General features: G+C 65.5%; 19 protein-coding genes and 1 pseudogene. 13 read left to right on the forward strand and 7 right to left on the reverse strand.

Annotation, left to right across the window (positions count from 1 at the left end; translation table 11 throughout):
- Window positions 1–53 precede the first annotated feature (53 nt).
- The 3 genes from G6N34_RS11270 to G6N34_RS11280 are packed head-to-tail and all read right to left on the reverse strand — an operon-like array spanning window position 54 to window position 1,723.
- On the reverse strand, window positions 54–260 hold the full coding sequence (locus tag G6N34_RS11270) for an MBL fold metallo-hydrolase (protein WP_085151015.1): 207 nt from the start codon (window positions 258–260) through the stop codon (window positions 54–56).
- A 42-nt stretch (window positions 261–302) separates the two neighbouring features.
- Window positions 303–938, reverse strand: coding sequence for a TetR/AcrR family transcriptional regulator (locus tag G6N34_RS11275; protein ID WP_085151016.1), 636 nt, complete (start codon window positions 936–938; stop codon window positions 303–305).
- Between the two features lie 14 nt (window positions 939–952).
- On the reverse strand, window positions 953–1,723 hold the full coding sequence (locus tag G6N34_RS11280) for an SDR family NAD(P)-dependent oxidoreductase (protein ID WP_085151017.1): 771 nt from the start codon (window positions 1,721–1,723) through the stop codon (window positions 953–955).
- Window positions 1,724–1,813: 90 nt separating this feature from the next.
- Here G6N34_RS11280 and G6N34_RS11285 point away from each other — a divergent pair, with 90 nt between their 5' ends.
- The 8 genes from G6N34_RS11285 to G6N34_RS11320 all read left to right on the forward strand — a co-directional run bounded on the left by G6N34_RS11285 (window position 1,814) and on the right by G6N34_RS11320 (window position 8,596).
- Window positions 1,814–3,055, forward strand: a complete 1,242-nt coding sequence (locus G6N34_RS11285; protein ID WP_085151018.1) for an alkyl sulfatase dimerization domain-containing protein — start codon at window positions 1,814–1,816, stop codon at window positions 3,053–3,055.
- On the forward strand, window positions 3,056–3,817 hold the full coding sequence (locus G6N34_RS11290) for an SDR family NAD(P)-dependent oxidoreductase (protein ID WP_085151019.1): 762 nt from the start codon (window positions 3,056–3,058) through the stop codon (window positions 3,815–3,817).
- 13 nt (window positions 3,818–3,830) lie between these two features.
- Window positions 3,831–5,015: a sulfotransferase family protein gene (locus G6N34_RS11295; RefSeq protein ID WP_085151020.1), complete on the forward strand. Its 1,185-nt coding sequence runs from the start codon at window positions 3,831–3,833 to the stop codon at window positions 5,013–5,015.
- Window positions 5,012–5,464 carry a VOC family protein gene (locus G6N34_RS11300; RefSeq protein ID WP_085151021.1) on the forward strand — a complete coding sequence of 151 codons (453 nt, stop codon included), beginning with the start codon at window positions 5,012–5,014 and terminating at the stop codon, window positions 5,462–5,464. Before G6N34_RS11295 ends, G6N34_RS11300 begins: the two co-directional genes overlap by 4 nt.
- A gap of 2 nt (window positions 5,465–5,466) precedes the next feature.
- Window positions 5,467–6,219 (forward strand): SDR family NAD(P)-dependent oxidoreductase, encoded by a 753-nt coding sequence (locus G6N34_RS11305; RefSeq protein ID WP_085151022.1) that lies wholly within the window; start codon window positions 5,467–5,469, stop codon window positions 6,217–6,219.
- 37 nt (window positions 6,220–6,256) lie between these two features.
- Window positions 6,257–7,267 (forward strand): zinc-dependent alcohol dehydrogenase, encoded by a 1,011-nt coding sequence (locus G6N34_RS11310; protein ID WP_085151023.1) that lies wholly within the window; start codon window positions 6,257–6,259, stop codon window positions 7,265–7,267.
- Between the two features lie 76 nt (window positions 7,268–7,343).
- Window positions 7,344–7,997, forward strand: a complete 654-nt coding sequence (locus tag G6N34_RS11315; RefSeq protein WP_085151024.1) for a hypothetical protein — start codon at window positions 7,344–7,346, stop codon at window positions 7,995–7,997.
- Window positions 7,994–8,596 (forward strand): RES family NAD+ phosphorylase, encoded by a 603-nt coding sequence (locus G6N34_RS11320; RefSeq protein ID WP_085151025.1) that lies wholly within the window; start codon window positions 7,994–7,996, stop codon window positions 8,594–8,596. The genes G6N34_RS11315 and G6N34_RS11320 overlap by 4 nt, the downstream gene beginning before the upstream one ends.
- A gap of 103 nt (window positions 8,597–8,699) precedes the next feature.
- On the opposite strand, the pseudogene G6N34_RS11325 reads toward G6N34_RS11320, so the two are convergent.
- Window positions 8,700–9,692: pseudogene (locus tag G6N34_RS11325) on the reverse strand (alpha/beta hydrolase).
- A 231-nt stretch (window positions 9,693–9,923) separates the two neighbouring features.
- On the opposite strand from G6N34_RS11325, the gene G6N34_RS11330 reads away from it, so the two are divergent.
- Both G6N34_RS11330 and G6N34_RS11335 read left to right on the forward strand, forming a co-directional pair.
- Complete coding sequence (locus tag G6N34_RS11330; protein ID WP_085151026.1) at window positions 9,924–10,328, forward strand: nuclear transport factor 2 family protein; 405 nt, start codon at window positions 9,924–9,926, stop codon at window positions 10,326–10,328.
- A 19-nt stretch (window positions 10,329–10,347) separates the two neighbouring features.
- Window positions 10,348–11,040: a helix-turn-helix transcriptional regulator gene (locus tag G6N34_RS11335; protein ID WP_085151027.1), complete on the forward strand. Its 693-nt coding sequence runs from the start codon at window positions 10,348–10,350 to the stop codon at window positions 11,038–11,040.
- A gap of 104 nt (window positions 11,041–11,144) precedes the next feature.
- Here the strand turns inward: G6N34_RS11335 and G6N34_RS11340 are convergent, their stop codons facing one another.
- The 3 genes from G6N34_RS11340 to G6N34_RS11350 form a co-directional block, all read right to left on the reverse strand.
- Window positions 11,145–11,354 (reverse strand): hypothetical protein, encoded by a 210-nt coding sequence (locus G6N34_RS11340; RefSeq protein WP_085151028.1) that lies wholly within the window; start codon window positions 11,352–11,354, stop codon window positions 11,145–11,147.
- A 123-nt stretch (window positions 11,355–11,477) separates the two neighbouring features.
- Window positions 11,478–12,029 carry a YaeQ family protein gene (locus G6N34_RS11345; RefSeq protein ID WP_085151029.1) on the reverse strand — a complete coding sequence of 184 codons (552 nt, stop codon included), beginning with the start codon at window positions 12,027–12,029 and terminating at the stop codon, window positions 11,478–11,480.
- Between the two features lies 1 nt (window position 12,030).
- Window positions 12,031–13,017 (reverse strand): SDR family NAD(P)-dependent oxidoreductase, encoded by a 987-nt coding sequence (locus G6N34_RS11350; RefSeq protein ID WP_085151030.1) that lies wholly within the window; start codon window positions 13,015–13,017, stop codon window positions 12,031–12,033.
- 51 nt (window positions 13,018–13,068) lie between these two features.
- On the opposite strand from G6N34_RS11350, the gene G6N34_RS11355 reads away from it, so the two are divergent.
- The 3 genes from G6N34_RS11355 (at window position 13,069) to G6N34_RS11365 (ending at window position 14,517) form a co-directional block, all read left to right on the forward strand.
- Window positions 13,069–13,662, forward strand: coding sequence for a TetR/AcrR family transcriptional regulator (locus G6N34_RS11355; protein ID WP_085151031.1), 594 nt, complete (start codon window positions 13,069–13,071; stop codon window positions 13,660–13,662).
- Between the two features lie 199 nt (window positions 13,663–13,861).
- A complete protein-coding gene (locus G6N34_RS11360) occupies window positions 13,862–14,098 on the forward strand; it encodes a type II toxin-antitoxin system Phd/YefM family antitoxin (RefSeq protein WP_085151032.1) in 237 nt (78 codons plus the stop codon).
- Window positions 14,095–14,517, forward strand: a complete 423-nt coding sequence (locus G6N34_RS11365) for a type II toxin-antitoxin system VapC family toxin (protein WP_234812828.1) — start codon at window positions 14,095–14,097, stop codon at window positions 14,515–14,517. Before G6N34_RS11360 ends, G6N34_RS11365 begins: the two co-directional genes overlap by 4 nt.
- Window positions 14,518–15,092 lie beyond the last annotated feature (575 nt).

The raw sequence follows: 15,092 nt of genomic DNA on the forward strand, positions 1-15,092 counted from the left end.
TCAGGGGAGAGAACAGGCCCCGGCTGGGGGAGTGGATGCGCTGGACCCGAGCCTCACTGACACACCGCACGAGTGTGGCCTGGGGCGGGCCGCAACCTCAACGAGTCGCTGATCCGGTGATCCTCGGACCACGGTTCGATCTGACCCGCCTCAGCAACCGGGATGATGCTGTCGGAGAACAGAATTCGGCTGGCGTCCAGTCGTGCCTGATGTTCCTCGGTCGGGAGAGATGCGGCACCCAGCTGCGTGCGCTCGGCCATCCCCGTACTCCACGACCGGACATGCTCTGTAGTGGGGGCGAGTCAGCCGCCTTCCGGGGCAGCGGTGCGATGCTCCTGAGCGATGGCGGCGGCGATGGCCTCCAGTTGGCGCGCGAGTTGGCCGGGATCGTTGAACGTCTGGTCACCGGCGACCAGACGGGTGAACACTCCGGTGATGAAGGTGGTGACCGCGTTGGTCTGAGCATTCAGCAGTTCGGCGTCGGCGGTTCCGGGTTGCAGGTGTGCGAGGGAATCTCGAGCGAGCTCGATCGTTCGGCTGACGACCTTTGTCGATGCTTCGGCAAGCTCGGGGTCGCGCGTGGTGTGCAGGAGGAGCTCGTGGCGTGCCCGGTTCAGCATGAGCCCGGGGCCGCGGGACTGCAGGAGCGTGAGCTGCGCGAGGTGCGTGAATGGTGCCCGCGGATCGAGTGGGCGCTCGGTGACCGAACGCAGGTTGGCGAGATCGATTTCTGCGACCCGTTTCCCGACTGCACGCAGCAGAGCGGCGCGGGTGCGGAAGTAGTACGACGTGGTGCCCTCGGGTACGTCGGCGCAGCGGTCGACCTGTCCGTGAGTCAGGCCCCGTGAGCCGTGCTCTGCCAGAACCTGGATTCCTGCGTCGCACAGTTCGCGGCGGCGCTGCTCACCGTCGCGTTTACGGGGCGCGTGGGTGTCCATGATTGTGTCCGATCTCAGCGCAACACGGTGCCGCCGTCGATGTTGACGACCTGACCGTTGATCCATTCTCCCTCATCGGAGAGCAGAAACGCCACGAGTGCGGCCACGTCGGCCGGTTGGCCGACGCGGGTGCCCCGGATGCGCCGCAACGCGGCGGCCTCCAGTTCGGGCCACTGTGGTGCGTTACGGATCGTTTCGGTTGCGGTGAACCCCGGAGCGACAGCGTTGCAACGGATTCCGTCCTTTCCCCAGCGAGATGCCACGTGTCGGGTGAGTGCGCCGATACCGGCCTTGGCGGTGGCATAGGCGGGCCGGGCGGGTTCTCCCTGAAACGCCGCGGCTGACGACATGTTGACGATCGCACCGCCACCCTGCTGCAGCATCGCCGGAATCGCATGCTTCATCGCCGCGAGGTAGCCACGCAGGCTGACCGTCATCACCCGGTCCCAGACGTCGAGGTCGATGTCCACCACGTCGGTGTCGGCGCGGAGGGTGGACATATCGGCGCCCACGTTGAAGAGCAGATGCAGCGCGCCGAAGGTGTCGACCGCGACCCCGATGAGGTCGGCGACCGACGAGGGATCGGCGAGATCGAAGACGACCGGCACCGCGGTTCCGCCGGTGTCGCTGATGCGCTGCACGATCTCGACGGACGCTTCCTCGGCGACGTCTCCGACCAGAACGCGGCAGCCCTCCTGCGCCAACCGCATGGCGGTCGCAGCACCGAGGCCGCTGCCGCCGCCCGCCACGACCGCGACCTTTCCCGACAAACCCCGCAACCCCATACCCGTCGTCCTCACTGTCGCCATTTCGGCTATTGACTTTACCTCTATGGGTCTAGAGGATCAGCCTCTATAAACATAGAGGAGGTAGTGATGGCCGGCATTCATCGCCGACGGCCCGGCGCCGATGACCTCGAATCCGCAACTGACACAACGGCGATTCCGCTCGGCGACGACATCTGGATGTCGCCCGGGGTTTCCAACGCCTACGCGGTCGGCACCGACGCCGGGCGGGTGATCGTCAACGCCGGATTGGTGTTCGAGGGGCACCTGCGCAAGAAGGCGTTCGCGGGGATCGGCGGGCCCACCCGAAGCATCGTCGTCACCCAGGGGCATGCCGACCACTGGGGAGCCGTCAACGCGCTGCGTGATCCCGAGACCGATGTGGTGATGCATCGCAACTACCGCTACTGGCGCGAAGACAATGCCCAGTTGATGGGCTATCGGGTGCCCAAGACGTCGTTCGCCTTCCAGACGTTCTCCGACGCCGTCATCGAACATCTGAAGACCGTCGATGCGGCATCCATCGACTTCTCCTTCCCCGAGCCCACCACCACCTTCGACCGTGAGCACCGGTTCGACGTGGGCGGTCGACGCTTCGAACTGGCCTGGACGCCCGGCGGTGAGACCACGGACGCGCTGGTCATGTGGCTTCCCGAGGATCGAATCCTCTTCACCGGCAATCTGTTCGGACCGCTGTTCGGGCACGTGCCGAATCTGATGACCATCCGCGGCGACCGCTATCGCGATCCGATTCTCTACATCGAATCCTTGAACACGGTGCTGGACTACCGACCCGAAAAGCTGATCACCGGGCACTTCGACCCGGTCGTCGGAGCCGATCTGATCACCGAAGAGGTGACGGCGATGCGTGATGCCATGCAGGCCGTACACGACCGCACCGTCGAACTGATGAACTCCGGAGCCGATCTGCACACCGCCATGAGAGAGGTGAAGGTTCCCGAGCACCTCGATATCGGCGAGGGCTACGGCAAGACCTCCTGGAACGTGCGGGCGATCTGGGAGATGTACACCGGATGGTTCCGGCACAAGTCGACCACCGAGTTGTACGGCGAGCCAACCGAATCCGTCGCACCCGATGTGGTCGGGGCCGCCGGAGCGGATTCGCTGGTGGCGGCGGCGCGCACCCAGCTCGACGCCGGCCGCCCCGTGCGGGCGATCCACCTGACCGATCTGGTGCTGGCCGTCGAGCCGACACACTCCGGGGCGCGCGCTGCGGCCGTGGAGGCGCACGAGGCGCTGCTCGAGGGCACCGAGAACTTCTGGGAAAAGGCTTGGCTCACAAAATCGATCAACGACTTGAGGAAAGACTGAATGACTGCGATCACGAACGACGTCTCCTACGACTTCACCGGCTGTCATGTGCTGGTGACCGGTGGGACCAGCGGCATCGGTCACGCCGTTGCCCGCGACTTCGCCCGTGCCGGGGCCAGCGTCACGGTCACCGGGACCAGGGCGTCGGCCGCTGACTATCCCGAGGTCGACCTGACCGGGTTGCAGTTCCGGCAGTGCCAGATGTCGGACAAGGCTGCCATCGACGAACTCGCGGCCTCCCTGGGGAATCTCGACGTGCTGGTCAACAACGCCGGTGGCCCGTACGCCGGCCATGCCGACGAGTGGGACGCCGACGGCTATGCCGGATCGGTGGAGGTCAACCTGTTCGCCCATGTGCGACTCACCCTCGCCTGCCACGAGCTGTTGAAGGCCAGCACAGTGCCGGGTGGCGCCAGTGTGGTCACCACGGTGTCGATGTCGGCGTTCGTCTCGGCGGTCAACGTTCCTGCCTACAGCTCGTCCAAGGCAGGGATGGTGGCGTTCACGAAGAACCTCGCGCGCCGTTGGGTCGATGACGGGATCCGGGTCAACGCCGTGGCACCCGGACTGATCGACACCCGGTTGACGCACCCGGTACTCGACATCCCGGAGATGCTCGACTCCGAGTTGCGGCATATCCCGATGAACCGGATGGGTATGTCCGACGAGGTCTCCCCGGCGGTGCTGTTCTTGTCCAGCAATGCCGCCCGCTACATCACCGGAACCACGATCGCCGTTGACGGCGGCTACCTGACCGTCTGAAAGAGACTGTGCCATGAGTGAATTCGACGAAGTACGCACACCCGACGACGTTCTCAAGCTGGCCGCACAACGCTGCGGCCTGGTCGACATCGACTCCGATTCCTGGCGTGAAGGCCTCGCCATCATGCTCGACGAACTCAACTCCTCTCCAGCCTTCACCGCGGCTGGTCGAGAACGAATCATCGACGACGCGGCCAAGGCGCTGGAGCGCCGGCTGCAGATCCACGACTACATCCAGCACCATCCCGAGGTTCTCGACACTCCCGTGCAGCGACCGATCTTCACCATCGGTATGCCCCGTACCGGGACCACGGTGATCAGCTACCTCCTCGATCAGGATCCCCACCGGCGCTCCCTGCTGCACTGGGAGTGCATGACCCCGGTACCGCCACCCACCGCAGATGCGTTGCGCACCGACCCGCGCTGTCTGGCCCAACTCGAACAACAGCGGCAGATCCTGGAGATGGTCAAGGCGGCCAATATGTCGCTGCCACACTGGGAGGACGCGGACGGACCCACCGAATGCATGTTCATCCACAACCAAGATTTCAAGGGGCTGTCCTGGGACGCCTTCCTGTTCACCCCGCGCTACGCCCGGTGGCTGCTCAACGAGGCTGACATGACCAGCACCTACGAGTACCAGAAGCGTTACCTGCAAGTGCTGCAATCGAAGGCGCCCGGCACCTGGAGCCTGAAGATGCCGTCGCATTCGGTGCACATCGACGCCCTGCTGCAGGTGTTCCCCGACGCCCGGTTCATCTGGGCCCACCGTGATCCGTACAGGGCCACCGGATCGTTGGGCAATCTGCTGAAACTTCCCAAGAGCATGGTCCTGCACCCCGAAGCTCACGCCGAGGTCGACTGGGCGACCAACCTCAAAGAACAGATGAGCCAACACGTCACGCGCCCCCTGCGGACTCGCGCGCGGATCGGTGACGATCGGTTCTTCGATATGTACTACCACGAGATGATGGCCGACCCGATGGGCGTCATGCACCGCATCTACGAGTGGACCGGCGATCCACTCGACGCGGACACCGAAGCGAGCATGCAGAACTGGCTGGCCGATCACCCCCAGGACCGGTACGGCAAGAACGCCTACACGCTCGACGAGTACGGCCTCACCGTGGAGGAGCTGGCCCCGATCTTCGCCGACTATCTCGAGGCATTCGACATCGAACTGGAGGGCGCACAGTGAATCCGGACGATCTCTATCACGTCGGACTGATCGTCGACGATGTGGAGGCAGCCGCGGCGCGGCTGACCGCGGCCGCCGGATATGAATGGACCCAGCCGGTGCAGGCCACCCTGTCGGTGACCGCCGACGGGAGCGAGATGGATGTGCCGTTCACCTTCGTCTATTCGGTGCAGGCCCCGCATCTGGAACTGGTCCAAGCGGTGCCCGGGTCGGTGTGGACCGCCGCACCGGGACAGGCGGCCCATCACCTCGGATACTGGGTGGACGATCTCGCGTCGGCCGCCGCTCAACTGGAATCCTCGGGCTTTCGGTTGGAAGCCCGACCCAGCGGTGACGAACTCTCTCAGTTCGCCTACTACATCGATCCCGCCGGGGCGCGGATCGAGATCGTCGACCGGGCGCTGTTCCCGGATTGGCCGGGATTCCTGATGGCGATGCGTCGGGGCTGATCATGGCCGACGCATTGGAGGGTCGCCGCGTCGTGGTGACCGGCGCGGCCACCGGTATCGGTGCTGCCGCGGTGAGTGCCCTGACGGCGGCGGGCGCGCAGGTCTTGGCCACCTTCCACCAGTCCCCGCCGGTCGAGGCCGGTGGGGAATGGGTGTCGTGCGATGTCACCGATCCGGAAAGTGTCGCGCAGCTGTTTGCCACCGCTGAGAACCGTTGGGGCGGAATCGATGTCCTCATTCACGCTGCCGGTGCCTGGAAGCCGGGCATTCCCGGCCAGATCGACCTGGCCGATCTGGATGCGGTGCTGGCCACCAACTTCACCTCGACGGTGTTGACCAACCAGGCGGCGTACCGGCTCATGAAGAGCTCCGGGGGCGGGCAGATCATCAACTTCGGCTCGGCAGAAGCCGTGATGGGCAGCCCACTGGCCGCCGGTTACGCCGCCGCCAAGGCGGCTGTGGCGGCCTGGACGCGCTCGGCGGCCAGGGCATGGGCCTCCGAGCAGATCACCGTCAATGCGCTGGCGCCCGCCGTGGACACCCCCGGCGCGGAGCGGCTGCGCGAGTTCCTCGGTCCCGAGGCCGTGCCGTTCCTGGAGCAACAACTGCAACAGTCGATTCCACTCGGAGGCGCCCTGGGCGACCCACTTCGCGACATCGGCCCGGTTCTGGTGTTTCTCAGCAGCCCCGGCGCCCGGTTCATCACGGGTCAGCTGATCGCCGTCGACGGCGGTCTGGTGATGCTCGGTACGTGATGGTGACAGCACGCACCCACTCCGGAAGGATCAGAACGTGAAGGTTTCGACGGTCACCGGTCCCGGCACGACCGAACTGCTCGACGTCGACCGGCCGCAGCCGGGACCGGCAGACGTCCTGGTGCGGATGCGCGCCTGCGGAATCTGCGGCTCAGACGCCTTCTACATCACCATCGGTGGAATATCGCCGCGCCAGGGATGTACACCCCTCGGCCATGAACCCGCCGGGGAAGTGGTGCAGGTCGGTGCGGCGGTGACCGGTGTCAGCGTGGGTGACCACGTGGTCATCAACCCGATGGCCGCACCGAGCGGAATCATCGGCAACGGGGGAGCCGCCGGTGCGTTGGCCGACTTCCTGTTGATCGAGAACGCGGTCCGCGGGGTGTCTCTGGAGGTCATTCCCGATCACATTCCCTGGGAAGTCGCCGCACTCAACGAACCGATGGCGGTGGCCAGGCATGGTGCCAACCAATGCAGTCCGAAGCCGGGGGACAAGGTCGTGGTGTTCGGAGCCGGCCCGGTGGGGTTGGGAGCGGCCTTGGCGTTCAAGTCCCTCGGCGCCAGCCATGTGGCTGTGGTCGACATTCTCCCGGGACGGCTGGACAAGGCTCTGCAGATCGGGGCCGATGCCGTCATCAACTCCGCGGAAGAAGACGTCGTCCAGCGCCTGATCGATCTGCACGGTGAGGGCGAAGCGATGTTTCCCGGCAAGCCGGGGACTGACATCTACTTGGATGCGGCCGGTGTACCCGCCGTTGTGACCACCGCGCTGTCGGCGGCGAAAAGGCGTGCGACCCTGGGCATCGTCGCCGTCCACAAGGAGCAGGTGCCCGTCGATCTCGTCAACATCATGAGCAATGAGATCACCATCGTCGGATCCATGGGCTATCCCGATGAGATCTTCGAAGTCACCGAGGATCTCGTCGCGAACTGGGAGAAATACGCGTTGATCGTCAGCCACACCGTCCCGTTCGATGAGGTCGAGCGTGCGCTGCAGCTGGCCAGCACTCCGGGAGCGGCCGACAAGGTGGTGGTCACCTTCCCGTAGCGCGTCAGGGCGTCATGGGGTCACCCTCAGCCCGAAGGCGGCCGCCTCTGTCGTAAATCCGTCGTAGAATGGCGACATGTTGACGACGACGGTGGTGGACCTGCGGGAACTGCTGGCCGAGGTCGACGCTGCGACCAAACTGCTGCAGCGGTCGAGGACCGTCCCCGACGACGTGGCCAGCGTCATCGACGGTGTCGGTGTTGCCCTGGACGCGGCCCACGTCCAACAGGAGGCGGACCCGTATCTCACCGCCGCGCTGTGGAAGGCGGCCTATCGCGCCGAGAAGGCGCTGCGGGACGAAGACCCCGCGCAGCGGCGGCGCGCCGTCCGTATCGCGCTCGAACAGTTCCGGCAGGCGCTGCGCGATATCACCGACGATCGTCCCTATTCCGCTGAGGTGCCCGTCGGCGAAGTTCTGGCCGGCACAGTGCAGACGCTCGGCGTCCCGCAGAAGGATGTGGCTGATCTTCTCGGTGTGTCGGTGCGCCAACTGCAGCGGTGGCTGTCCGAAGGAGGTTCCGAGCCGTCGGCCGACGATGCCGGACGCGTCCGTGCCGTGGGGCGGATCGTCAACCAGCTGCGTCACACGTTCACCGGACACGGGGTGCTCGCGTGGTTTCAGCGCGACCACCCGGCGCTGGGTCTGCCGCCGATCAAACTGCTCGATGATCCACTCCGGTACCCGGAGGTGCTTCGCCTCGCCAGGTCCGCGCGTGCGATGGCTGCATGAGATTCACCGCATACCGGCACGCCGCGTATGACACACCATGGTGGGCATTCCCGAGCTCCCGCGACGGACGTTTTCACCGGGCGGAGCAGGACACCGTTCAGTATCTGAGTCTGCATCCGCTGGGGCCGGCCGCGGAGATGCTGCGCCACCACGTCGGCCCACTCGGTGATCCCGACCAGGTGCGGCTCAACCTGTGGACCGCGGTCATCGATATCGACGCGGTGACCGCGGTGGACTTCGATGACTGTGCGGCTTATGGACTCAGCGCCGACCAACTCGTCGGTGCCGACTACGCACCGACACAGGCATTGGCTGATGCTGTCCGTGGCGGGGGAGCAGAGGCGATGGTGGTGCCGTCGGCAGCGCTGCCCGGTACCCACAATCTGATCCTGTTCGGTGTCAGGGTTCTGCACCCATACCTGTGGGAGCCGATCGATGCCGAAGAGGTGCGCACCGGACATCTCACGGACTGGGCACGCCCGGCCGCCGAAGTCGCCGGCCGAGTGCGATGGCACGGGGCGCCGCACTCCGCGGTCGAACAGTGGAAGCTGACGGGCACCTACGACCCCTTCGACGATCCACCACCCACCCGCCGGTGACGGACACGCCGGGGGAGTCCGGTGGATAGTGCTGCGCGCCAACCCATAACGGCGGGCAGGGTGTCCGCGGCGAGGCGCGCTGATCCCAGCGTCTCGCAGCGGCTCAACCGCTGCTCAGAGCCTCACGCAGGAAGTCGATCGTCAGCTTGCGGGCGACGTTGGCCGCCTTGGTGTTTCGGAGACTGTCGAGCATGAGGAAGTCGTGCACCATGCCCGCAACCCGGACCGAGGTGACGTCGTTCCCGGCTTCCCTGAGCTTGTTCGCAAACTGCTCGCCCTCGTCCCGCAGCACGTCGGCTTCGTCGGTGATGACGAGCGTGGGCGGAAGGCCCTCGAGCTCATCGATGCTCGCCTGCAGCGGTGCCGCGTACTTCTGCGTGCGCTGCGCCGGATCCGAGGTGTAGGCGTCCCAGAACCACTGCATGCCCTCGCGGGTCAGGTAGTACCCCTCGGCGAACTGAAGGTAGGAGGGAGTGTCGAAGTCGGCGTTGGTGACCGGTTACAGCAGCGCCTGGGCTCTCAGGTCGATGCCGCCGCGGTCCTTGTTCATCAGGGCGAAGACTGCGGACATACACCCGCCGACCGAATCGCCGCTGACGGCAATGCGACTCGTGTCCATGCCGTGATCCGAACCGTTCTGCACGATCCACTGGCCCACGGCATAGTTCTGTTCGATCTGGCTGGGGAACTGATGCTCGGGTGCGCGGTCGTACAGCGGGAACACGCCGATCGCGCCCGCTCCCACGGTCAGTTCACGGAAGAGCCGGTCGTGGGTCACGTCGTCGCCGAAGACCCATCCCGCGCCGTGGATATAGATCAGCACGGGCAGTGGGCCGCTGGTTCCGCGCGGCCGGATGATGCGAGTACGGACAGTGCCCCACTCGCCGGCATCGATGTCCACCCATTCCTCGTCGACGTCGGGCCGCGGGACGCTCGCATCGGTCTGCAACTCGGCGAGGATCGAGCGCCCCTGTTGCGGCGGGACCTCGTAGATTCGCGGGTGTGGAGAGGTCGCGTCCGCGAGGGCCTGCGCTTCGGGTTCGAGATGGGGAGCGATCGGTGGTGGCAGTGCCGAGGAGGACGGTGTGTGCGGCATGGCATTCCCATTCTGCGCGTTAGGGTTCCGAGCGTCCGGCGGTTGCAGTATAGAAGTGGTCGTCAGGATGTGCAGCGCGAATGAGCGTCGTCGGTGGCATCGGGCGCCAGCGGCCGAGAACGGGTTGGGGTGTGGGGCCCGATGCGGCGAACTCTCAGCGTTGTGTCGTGCCCTGGCTTTGCACTCAAACACCGACATACCGTTGTCGCAGCCGTGTCTGATGCTGGCGTCATGAACGAGAACGTGAACATGGTGCATACGAACTGGGCTGCTGCGGATGCGGCGCTCGCGGTGTGGCTGGAGATGTGGAACGCCGACAGTGAGATCGCGCGTCGAATCTGCAGTGAGGATTTCCGGATTCACTTCCTGATCTCCGAGGCGGATGGGTCGAACCCGGGCGACGACGTGCTCGGCGCGGAGAGTTTCGCTTGGTTCCTGGATCGGTACCGGCAGCGGCATCCCGATGTGGTGTTCACCGAGGTCGCGCGGTCCGTGGACGGCGCGCACGGGCGGATGCTGTGGAACCTGCACGCCGGGGAGGTTGTTGCGGGCGGGATCGATGTCTTCGACTTCACCGAGGATGGGCTGATCCGCGAGGTGTGGTCAGTGAACGGGACGCGCCCGCACCAAACCTGAGACCGGGAGACTTGCTTTCATGAGGAGAGCCGAGCGGTTGTACGCCCTGGTGGATCTGCTGCGGGGAGCACGCCGGCCGTTGTCGGCCGCTCGGCTCTCCGAGGAGTTCGAGGTGTCCAAGCGCACGATCGAGCGGGACATCCAGTCGCTCCAGCTGGCGGGCGTCCCGATCTATGCCGACCACGGGGTGTCCGGCGGGTATTCGATACTGCGGGAACATTCCCTGCCACCGCTGAATCTCACGGTGCCGGAGTCGCTGGCGGTGCTGGCGGGACTTGGTCTGCTGGAGAACTCGCCCTATGGTGCGGCGGCGCGTCGGGCGCGGGCGAAGGTGCTGGCGATCAGCCGCGAGGATCAGCTCGCGCCGGTCGATGAGGCGTTGGCGTCGATGTTCGTCATCGACGCCGACTCGCCGTCGGAAGCGGCGATCTCGCTGATACCGGAGGCGATCGCCGCGCGCCGTGTCCTGCGGTTGGACTACACCGGCGAGGATGGCGAGACCCACACCACCCGTGACGTGGAGGCGATGGGCCTGCTGCGCGGGGGTGATTCGTGGATGTTCGTGGGGTGGTGTCGGCTGCGCCAAGGCATCCGCGGATTTCACCTCGAGCGCATCCGGCACCTGGAGATCACCGGCGAGGTGTTTCCCGAACGCGATCCTGCGGTGCTGGACGCGGATCTATCGCGATGGCGTACTCGGCGGCTCGGGTGAGGCATCTGCTGAATCAGGTGGACTGTGACAGGGGAGAGGTGCTGACTGCTGACCTGATCGCCACACCAACCGTCCGCTGTTCACGTTCACCGCGTTGTGAGGATTCACACGACGCTGCTGACAATCGCGATAACCAGCCCGACCAGGGTCAGCACCCCAACCATCACCGTGGCGGCGATCGCCTGGCGTCGTCGGTGCCGGCGGGCACCGTGGATCGCCACCGCGATGCCGGCAAGGATCAACGCTGCATAGGCCGCCAGCCCCACCGTCAGCGTCGCCGTTGCCGAGGCGCTGGCCAGAGTCACGTTGTGCATGCGGTGAGCCTACGGCGCGAACGGATGCACCTTGCCGTCGGACAGGAAGCGACTGCCGTTCTGCGGCTGCGCGTGGAAAAGGCTTGGGCGGCTGCCGGAATCAACCGCCTCGGGCTCCGACGTTCACTCCAACGGCTCGGGCGTGAAGGTGACGTCGACACCACCGACCGTCATCGTCACCTGACCTTCCATCACCATGACCTGTGCCGAGACCCGTCGATCGACATTCTGGGCCAGTTCCTGCACCGCTGCGTGCGGTATCTGGACCACGGACAGATTGGGCAGCCTCGCCACTTTGGGTCCCACGGTGCGCCACCAGGTGGCCACGCCGGCGGCGAATGGGAACAGCAGCACCTGGTCGGCCTGGCTGACCGCTTTGCCCAAGGCTCGCTCATCGGGCTGGCCAACGATGATCCACTCCAGGATCCGGCCCGTGTAGTCCGCGAGACCCAAGTCCGGTACGCCGGGGGTCGACAGGCCCGCCCCGAACGTCAACTCACCGTCGACTTCGCTGAGCCGGTGTGCGCGCAACCCAAACGCCAACAACCGCACCACCATCCGCTCATCGGTCTCACTGGGATGACGGGCGAGGGTCAGTGCGTGATCAGCGTAGTAACCGTGATCGACATCGGACACGCTGAGTTCGACTTTGAACACTGTTGCAGAAAGGGCCACGTCATAGTGTCCACCCCGGTGAGGCCTCCCGAGTAGTCGGGTCGCTTCGGTTGGTCAGGCCGCCGCGCGCTGGCGGTCGGATCGAGCGGCCGAATGGACCGTGCGGTGAGCCGGGCCGGTTGTGTTCTTCTTTCGGCATGTACGGTCGCAGAGCGGCCGCGAAGATGCGGTCGAGGAGCCGGTCGGGCAGCAGTCGTGTCACCGAGAGCAGCGCCGCTTCGCGGCCCACGGTGTACCGCGTGCGTGGCTTACGGGCGGTGATTGCTTTGGCGATCACCGCGGCCGCGGCCTCGGCGGGTAGTCCAGACCTGGTTGACGCTTCGGCTTGAGCATTCACCGCCTGAACCAGCCCGCCATATCGGCGACGCTGCTCGGACGTCATTGCCGCGAGCGGATCGTGGGCGCTGGCGATGGCTCTGCCGAGCATCTCTGTGCGCACAGCGCCAGGTTCGATCACGACCACCTGGACCCCATGGGGGGCGACCTCGCGGCGCAGAGAGTCGCTCACGGCTTCGAGCGCGAACTTTGTGCCCGCGTACGGACCGTAGGTGGCCATCGCGATCTTTCCTCCCACCGAGCTGATGTTGACCACCCGCCCCCTGCTGTCGATCAGCGACTGCAGCAGGGCTTGGATCACCGCGACGTGGCCGAAGAGGTTGACTTCGAACATGTCTCGCCACTGGTCAATGGCGAAGGCTTCGACCGGAACGTTGGCCTGCACAGCAGCGTTGTTCACCACCGCCCGAAGAGCCCGACCTTGCGGGTCCTCGCGCACCCTCTCGGCGAGCGCGCGGATGTGTTCAGGGTTGGTGATGTCGAGAATCAGAGGTTCGATATTCGGCCTTCGGATGACGTCGGCGTCGCGTTCCCGCCGGACCCCGGCGAGCACATGAAACCCTCGTTGCGCCAACTCTCGGGCAGTGGCCGCGCCGATACCGGTTGAAGCGCCGGTGATTACGACCAACCTATTTTCAGTTGACAACGTCATCCTTTCGACCATACGGTATAAGTTGACGTTGTCAACTAAACTGGCCGGGCTATGAACCGCAAGGAATCGGCTGCCGCTACCCGCCGCGCCCTGATCGATCAGGCCGCCCAGCTGCTGGACGGCGGGGGTCTCGATGCGGTTACGTTGCGCGAGGTCGGTGCCCGCGCGGGCGTGAGTCGGGGTGCTCCGTATCGGCACTTCGCCGACAAAGAGGGTCTACTCACCGCGGTGGCCGCCGACGGCTGGAGCCGTCTCGAAGATGAGATGCGTGAGTTGAACGCCGATCCCGGGCTTTCGCCCCTCGAGAAGGTGCGGAAGGCGCTGACTACGGTCGTCACCCTCAGCCGACAACAGCCTCACCTGTATCGCCTGATGTTCCGCCCGCCCGAGGGGGATGGGGACGCGTCTGCCGTGTCCCTGGCCGCGCAACGGATGTGTGACGAGTTCCGCGGCATCGTCGTCGGCATTGCCGACCATGAGGACGCTGAGCGCTACGCCGCCATGCTCCTGACTGGTGTACATGGTGCCGCGGGCCTGGAAATGAGCGGCCTTCTGCGCACCGACAAATGGCAGACCACGGCCGAAGAACTCACCGAGAGCCTGCTTGCCCTCATAGACGACGCCGCCCGCCGAGGCCACGATTAGGCCGGTCAGCACGCGCCGGCCTAAGCCGGATCGCCGTGGTTCGTTCCGGGCGCGGCACATCTGTGGCAGCTCAACGAGAGCCGTTGGGCAGTAGGGCAATGCGGCAATGCATTGCTGGTCACCCTGCGTATTCGCCTTCTGCATCTTCGCGCGCAAGTAAGTGTCGCTACGGCTGTATCACCGGTGATACACTGGGTATATGGATACGGTCACGGTGCGCGATCTTCGGAACAACGGGGGAGAAGTTCTGCGTCGCGTCGAGCATGGCGAGCGCATCGTCGTTACTCGCGACGGCGCGCCGGTGGCCGAACTCCGCCCCCTTCCTCGGTCCAGCGCCGGACCGGCCGAACTCATTCGTCGCCGCAAGAACCTGCCGCAGGTAAACCCAAATGCGCTCCGGCGCGATATCGACGACCTGATGGACCCGTCGCTGTGACAGAAGATTCGCCCCAGGGAATGCTGGACACCTCCACGGTGATCCTCCTCGGCCAGATATCCGACCCAACCGAGCTTCCCGATGAATCGGTGATTAGCGCGATAACGCTGGCCGAACTTTCCGTAGGACCGCATGTAGCGCGCGACGATGCCGAGCGCAGCGCCCGTCAGCAGCACCTGCAGCAGGCCGAGGCGGACTTTGATGTTCTTCCATTCGATGGTGATTGTGCGCGGGCGTTTGGCGCCGTGGCGGCGGCACTGCGCGCATCGGGACGCAAGCCAGCGGCGCGCGCGTATGACGCGCTCATCGCGGCGAGCGCGATCGCGCATGGGTTGCCGCTCTATACATGTAATCCAACCGACTTCGCAGGAATCCCGCGGCTTGAGCTCCGGCCGGTCACCCATCCTCATCACCAGTAGGGGAAGCGGCTACTCGGCTGGGCCGGCCGTATCGAAAAGCGTTGGGCAGCAGAACATCCTGCAATGGTTTACTTGACATAATGTGGCTTATCGGTACTTTGGTGACCTGGGGTCGTGATGCGAAAGGGCCTCGGCGGTCTATGTCGCAATGTCCATACCGGGCACCGTCGGCCACTGTCATCCACTCGGTGGCCGCAGTTCCGCGCGTCTGACCAGCTTGCCCCGGTGATTGCTCGCCGTACGCGGTGTATGCGTGGACTGCGTGGGCGCCGGCGGCCGTCGGGTCACTGACACCTTTGTGGTGCAGCTTGCGTGCCGCCGAGTGGTCTCAGCGCCCCGTCGGGCGATGCACGCCTGCGCCACCCAGTTCCGTCACTGTGACGTAACATACTGTGGTGCAGCAGGTTTGGGCTGTGGCGGCAGCGTGCCCCCGTGGAACTTCGGCCTGCGGGAGTTTGGCAGCCGCCGGTGTCCGACCGCCGGGCGCCGGGGATGGCGATGGGGTGTGACCCCCGCGGATTCATCCGACTCGGGCTGGTGTTCTCAGGTGTGCGCCGGCGTCCCTCCCCTGTGGA

The organism is Mycolicibacterium confluentis, from assembly GCF_010729895.1.
GTDB lineage: Bacteria > Actinomycetota > Actinomycetes > Mycobacteriales > Mycobacteriaceae > Mycobacterium > Mycobacterium confluentis.

What these genes read in the sequence shown, in the direction of transcription:
- G6N34_RS11270 (WP_085151015.1), bottom strand. Translation starts at nt 260, where the DNA reads ATGGCCGAGCGCACGCAGCTGGGTGCCGCATCTCTCCCGACCGAGGAA.
- G6N34_RS11275 (WP_085151016.1), bottom strand. Translation starts at nt 938, where the DNA reads ATGGACACCCACGCGCCCCGTAAACGCGACGGTGAGCAGCGCCGCCGC.
- G6N34_RS11280 (WP_085151017.1), bottom strand. Translation starts at nt 1,723, where the DNA reads ATGGGGTTGCGGGGTTTGTCGGGAAAGGTCGCGGTCGTGGCGGGCGGC.
- G6N34_RS11285 (WP_085151018.1), top strand. Translation starts at nt 1,814, where the DNA reads ATGGCCGGCATTCATCGCCGACGGCCCGGCGCCGATGACCTCGAATCC.
- G6N34_RS11290 (WP_085151019.1), top strand. Translation starts at nt 3,056, where the DNA reads ATGACTGCGATCACGAACGACGTCTCCTACGACTTCACCGGCTGTCAT.
- G6N34_RS11295 (WP_085151020.1), top strand. Translation starts at nt 3,831, where the DNA reads ATGAGTGAATTCGACGAAGTACGCACACCCGACGACGTTCTCAAGCTG.
- G6N34_RS11305 (WP_085151022.1), top strand. Translation starts at nt 5,467, where the DNA reads ATGGCCGACGCATTGGAGGGTCGCCGCGTCGTGGTGACCGGCGCGGCC.
- G6N34_RS11315 (WP_085151024.1), top strand. Translation starts at nt 7,344, where the DNA reads ATGTTGACGACGACGGTGGTGGACCTGCGGGAACTGCTGGCCGAGGTC.
- G6N34_RS11320 (WP_085151025.1), top strand. Translation starts at nt 7,994, where the DNA reads ATGAGATTCACCGCATACCGGCACGCCGCGTATGACACACCATGGTGG.
- G6N34_RS11330 (WP_085151026.1), top strand. Translation starts at nt 9,924, where the DNA reads ATGAACGAGAACGTGAACATGGTGCATACGAACTGGGCTGCTGCGGAT.
- G6N34_RS11335 (WP_085151027.1), top strand. Translation starts at nt 10,348, where the DNA reads ATGAGGAGAGCCGAGCGGTTGTACGCCCTGGTGGATCTGCTGCGGGGA.
- G6N34_RS11340 (WP_085151028.1), bottom strand. Translation starts at nt 11,354, where the DNA reads ATGCACAACGTGACTCTGGCCAGCGCCTCGGCAACGGCGACGCTGACG.
- G6N34_RS11350 (WP_085151030.1), bottom strand. Translation starts at nt 13,017, where the DNA reads ATGACGTTGTCAACTGAAAATAGGTTGGTCGTAATCACCGGCGCTTCA.
- G6N34_RS11355 (WP_085151031.1), top strand. Translation starts at nt 13,069, where the DNA reads ATGAACCGCAAGGAATCGGCTGCCGCTACCCGCCGCGCCCTGATCGAT.
- G6N34_RS11360 (WP_085151032.1), top strand. Translation starts at nt 13,862, where the DNA reads ATGGATACGGTCACGGTGCGCGATCTTCGGAACAACGGGGGAGAAGTT.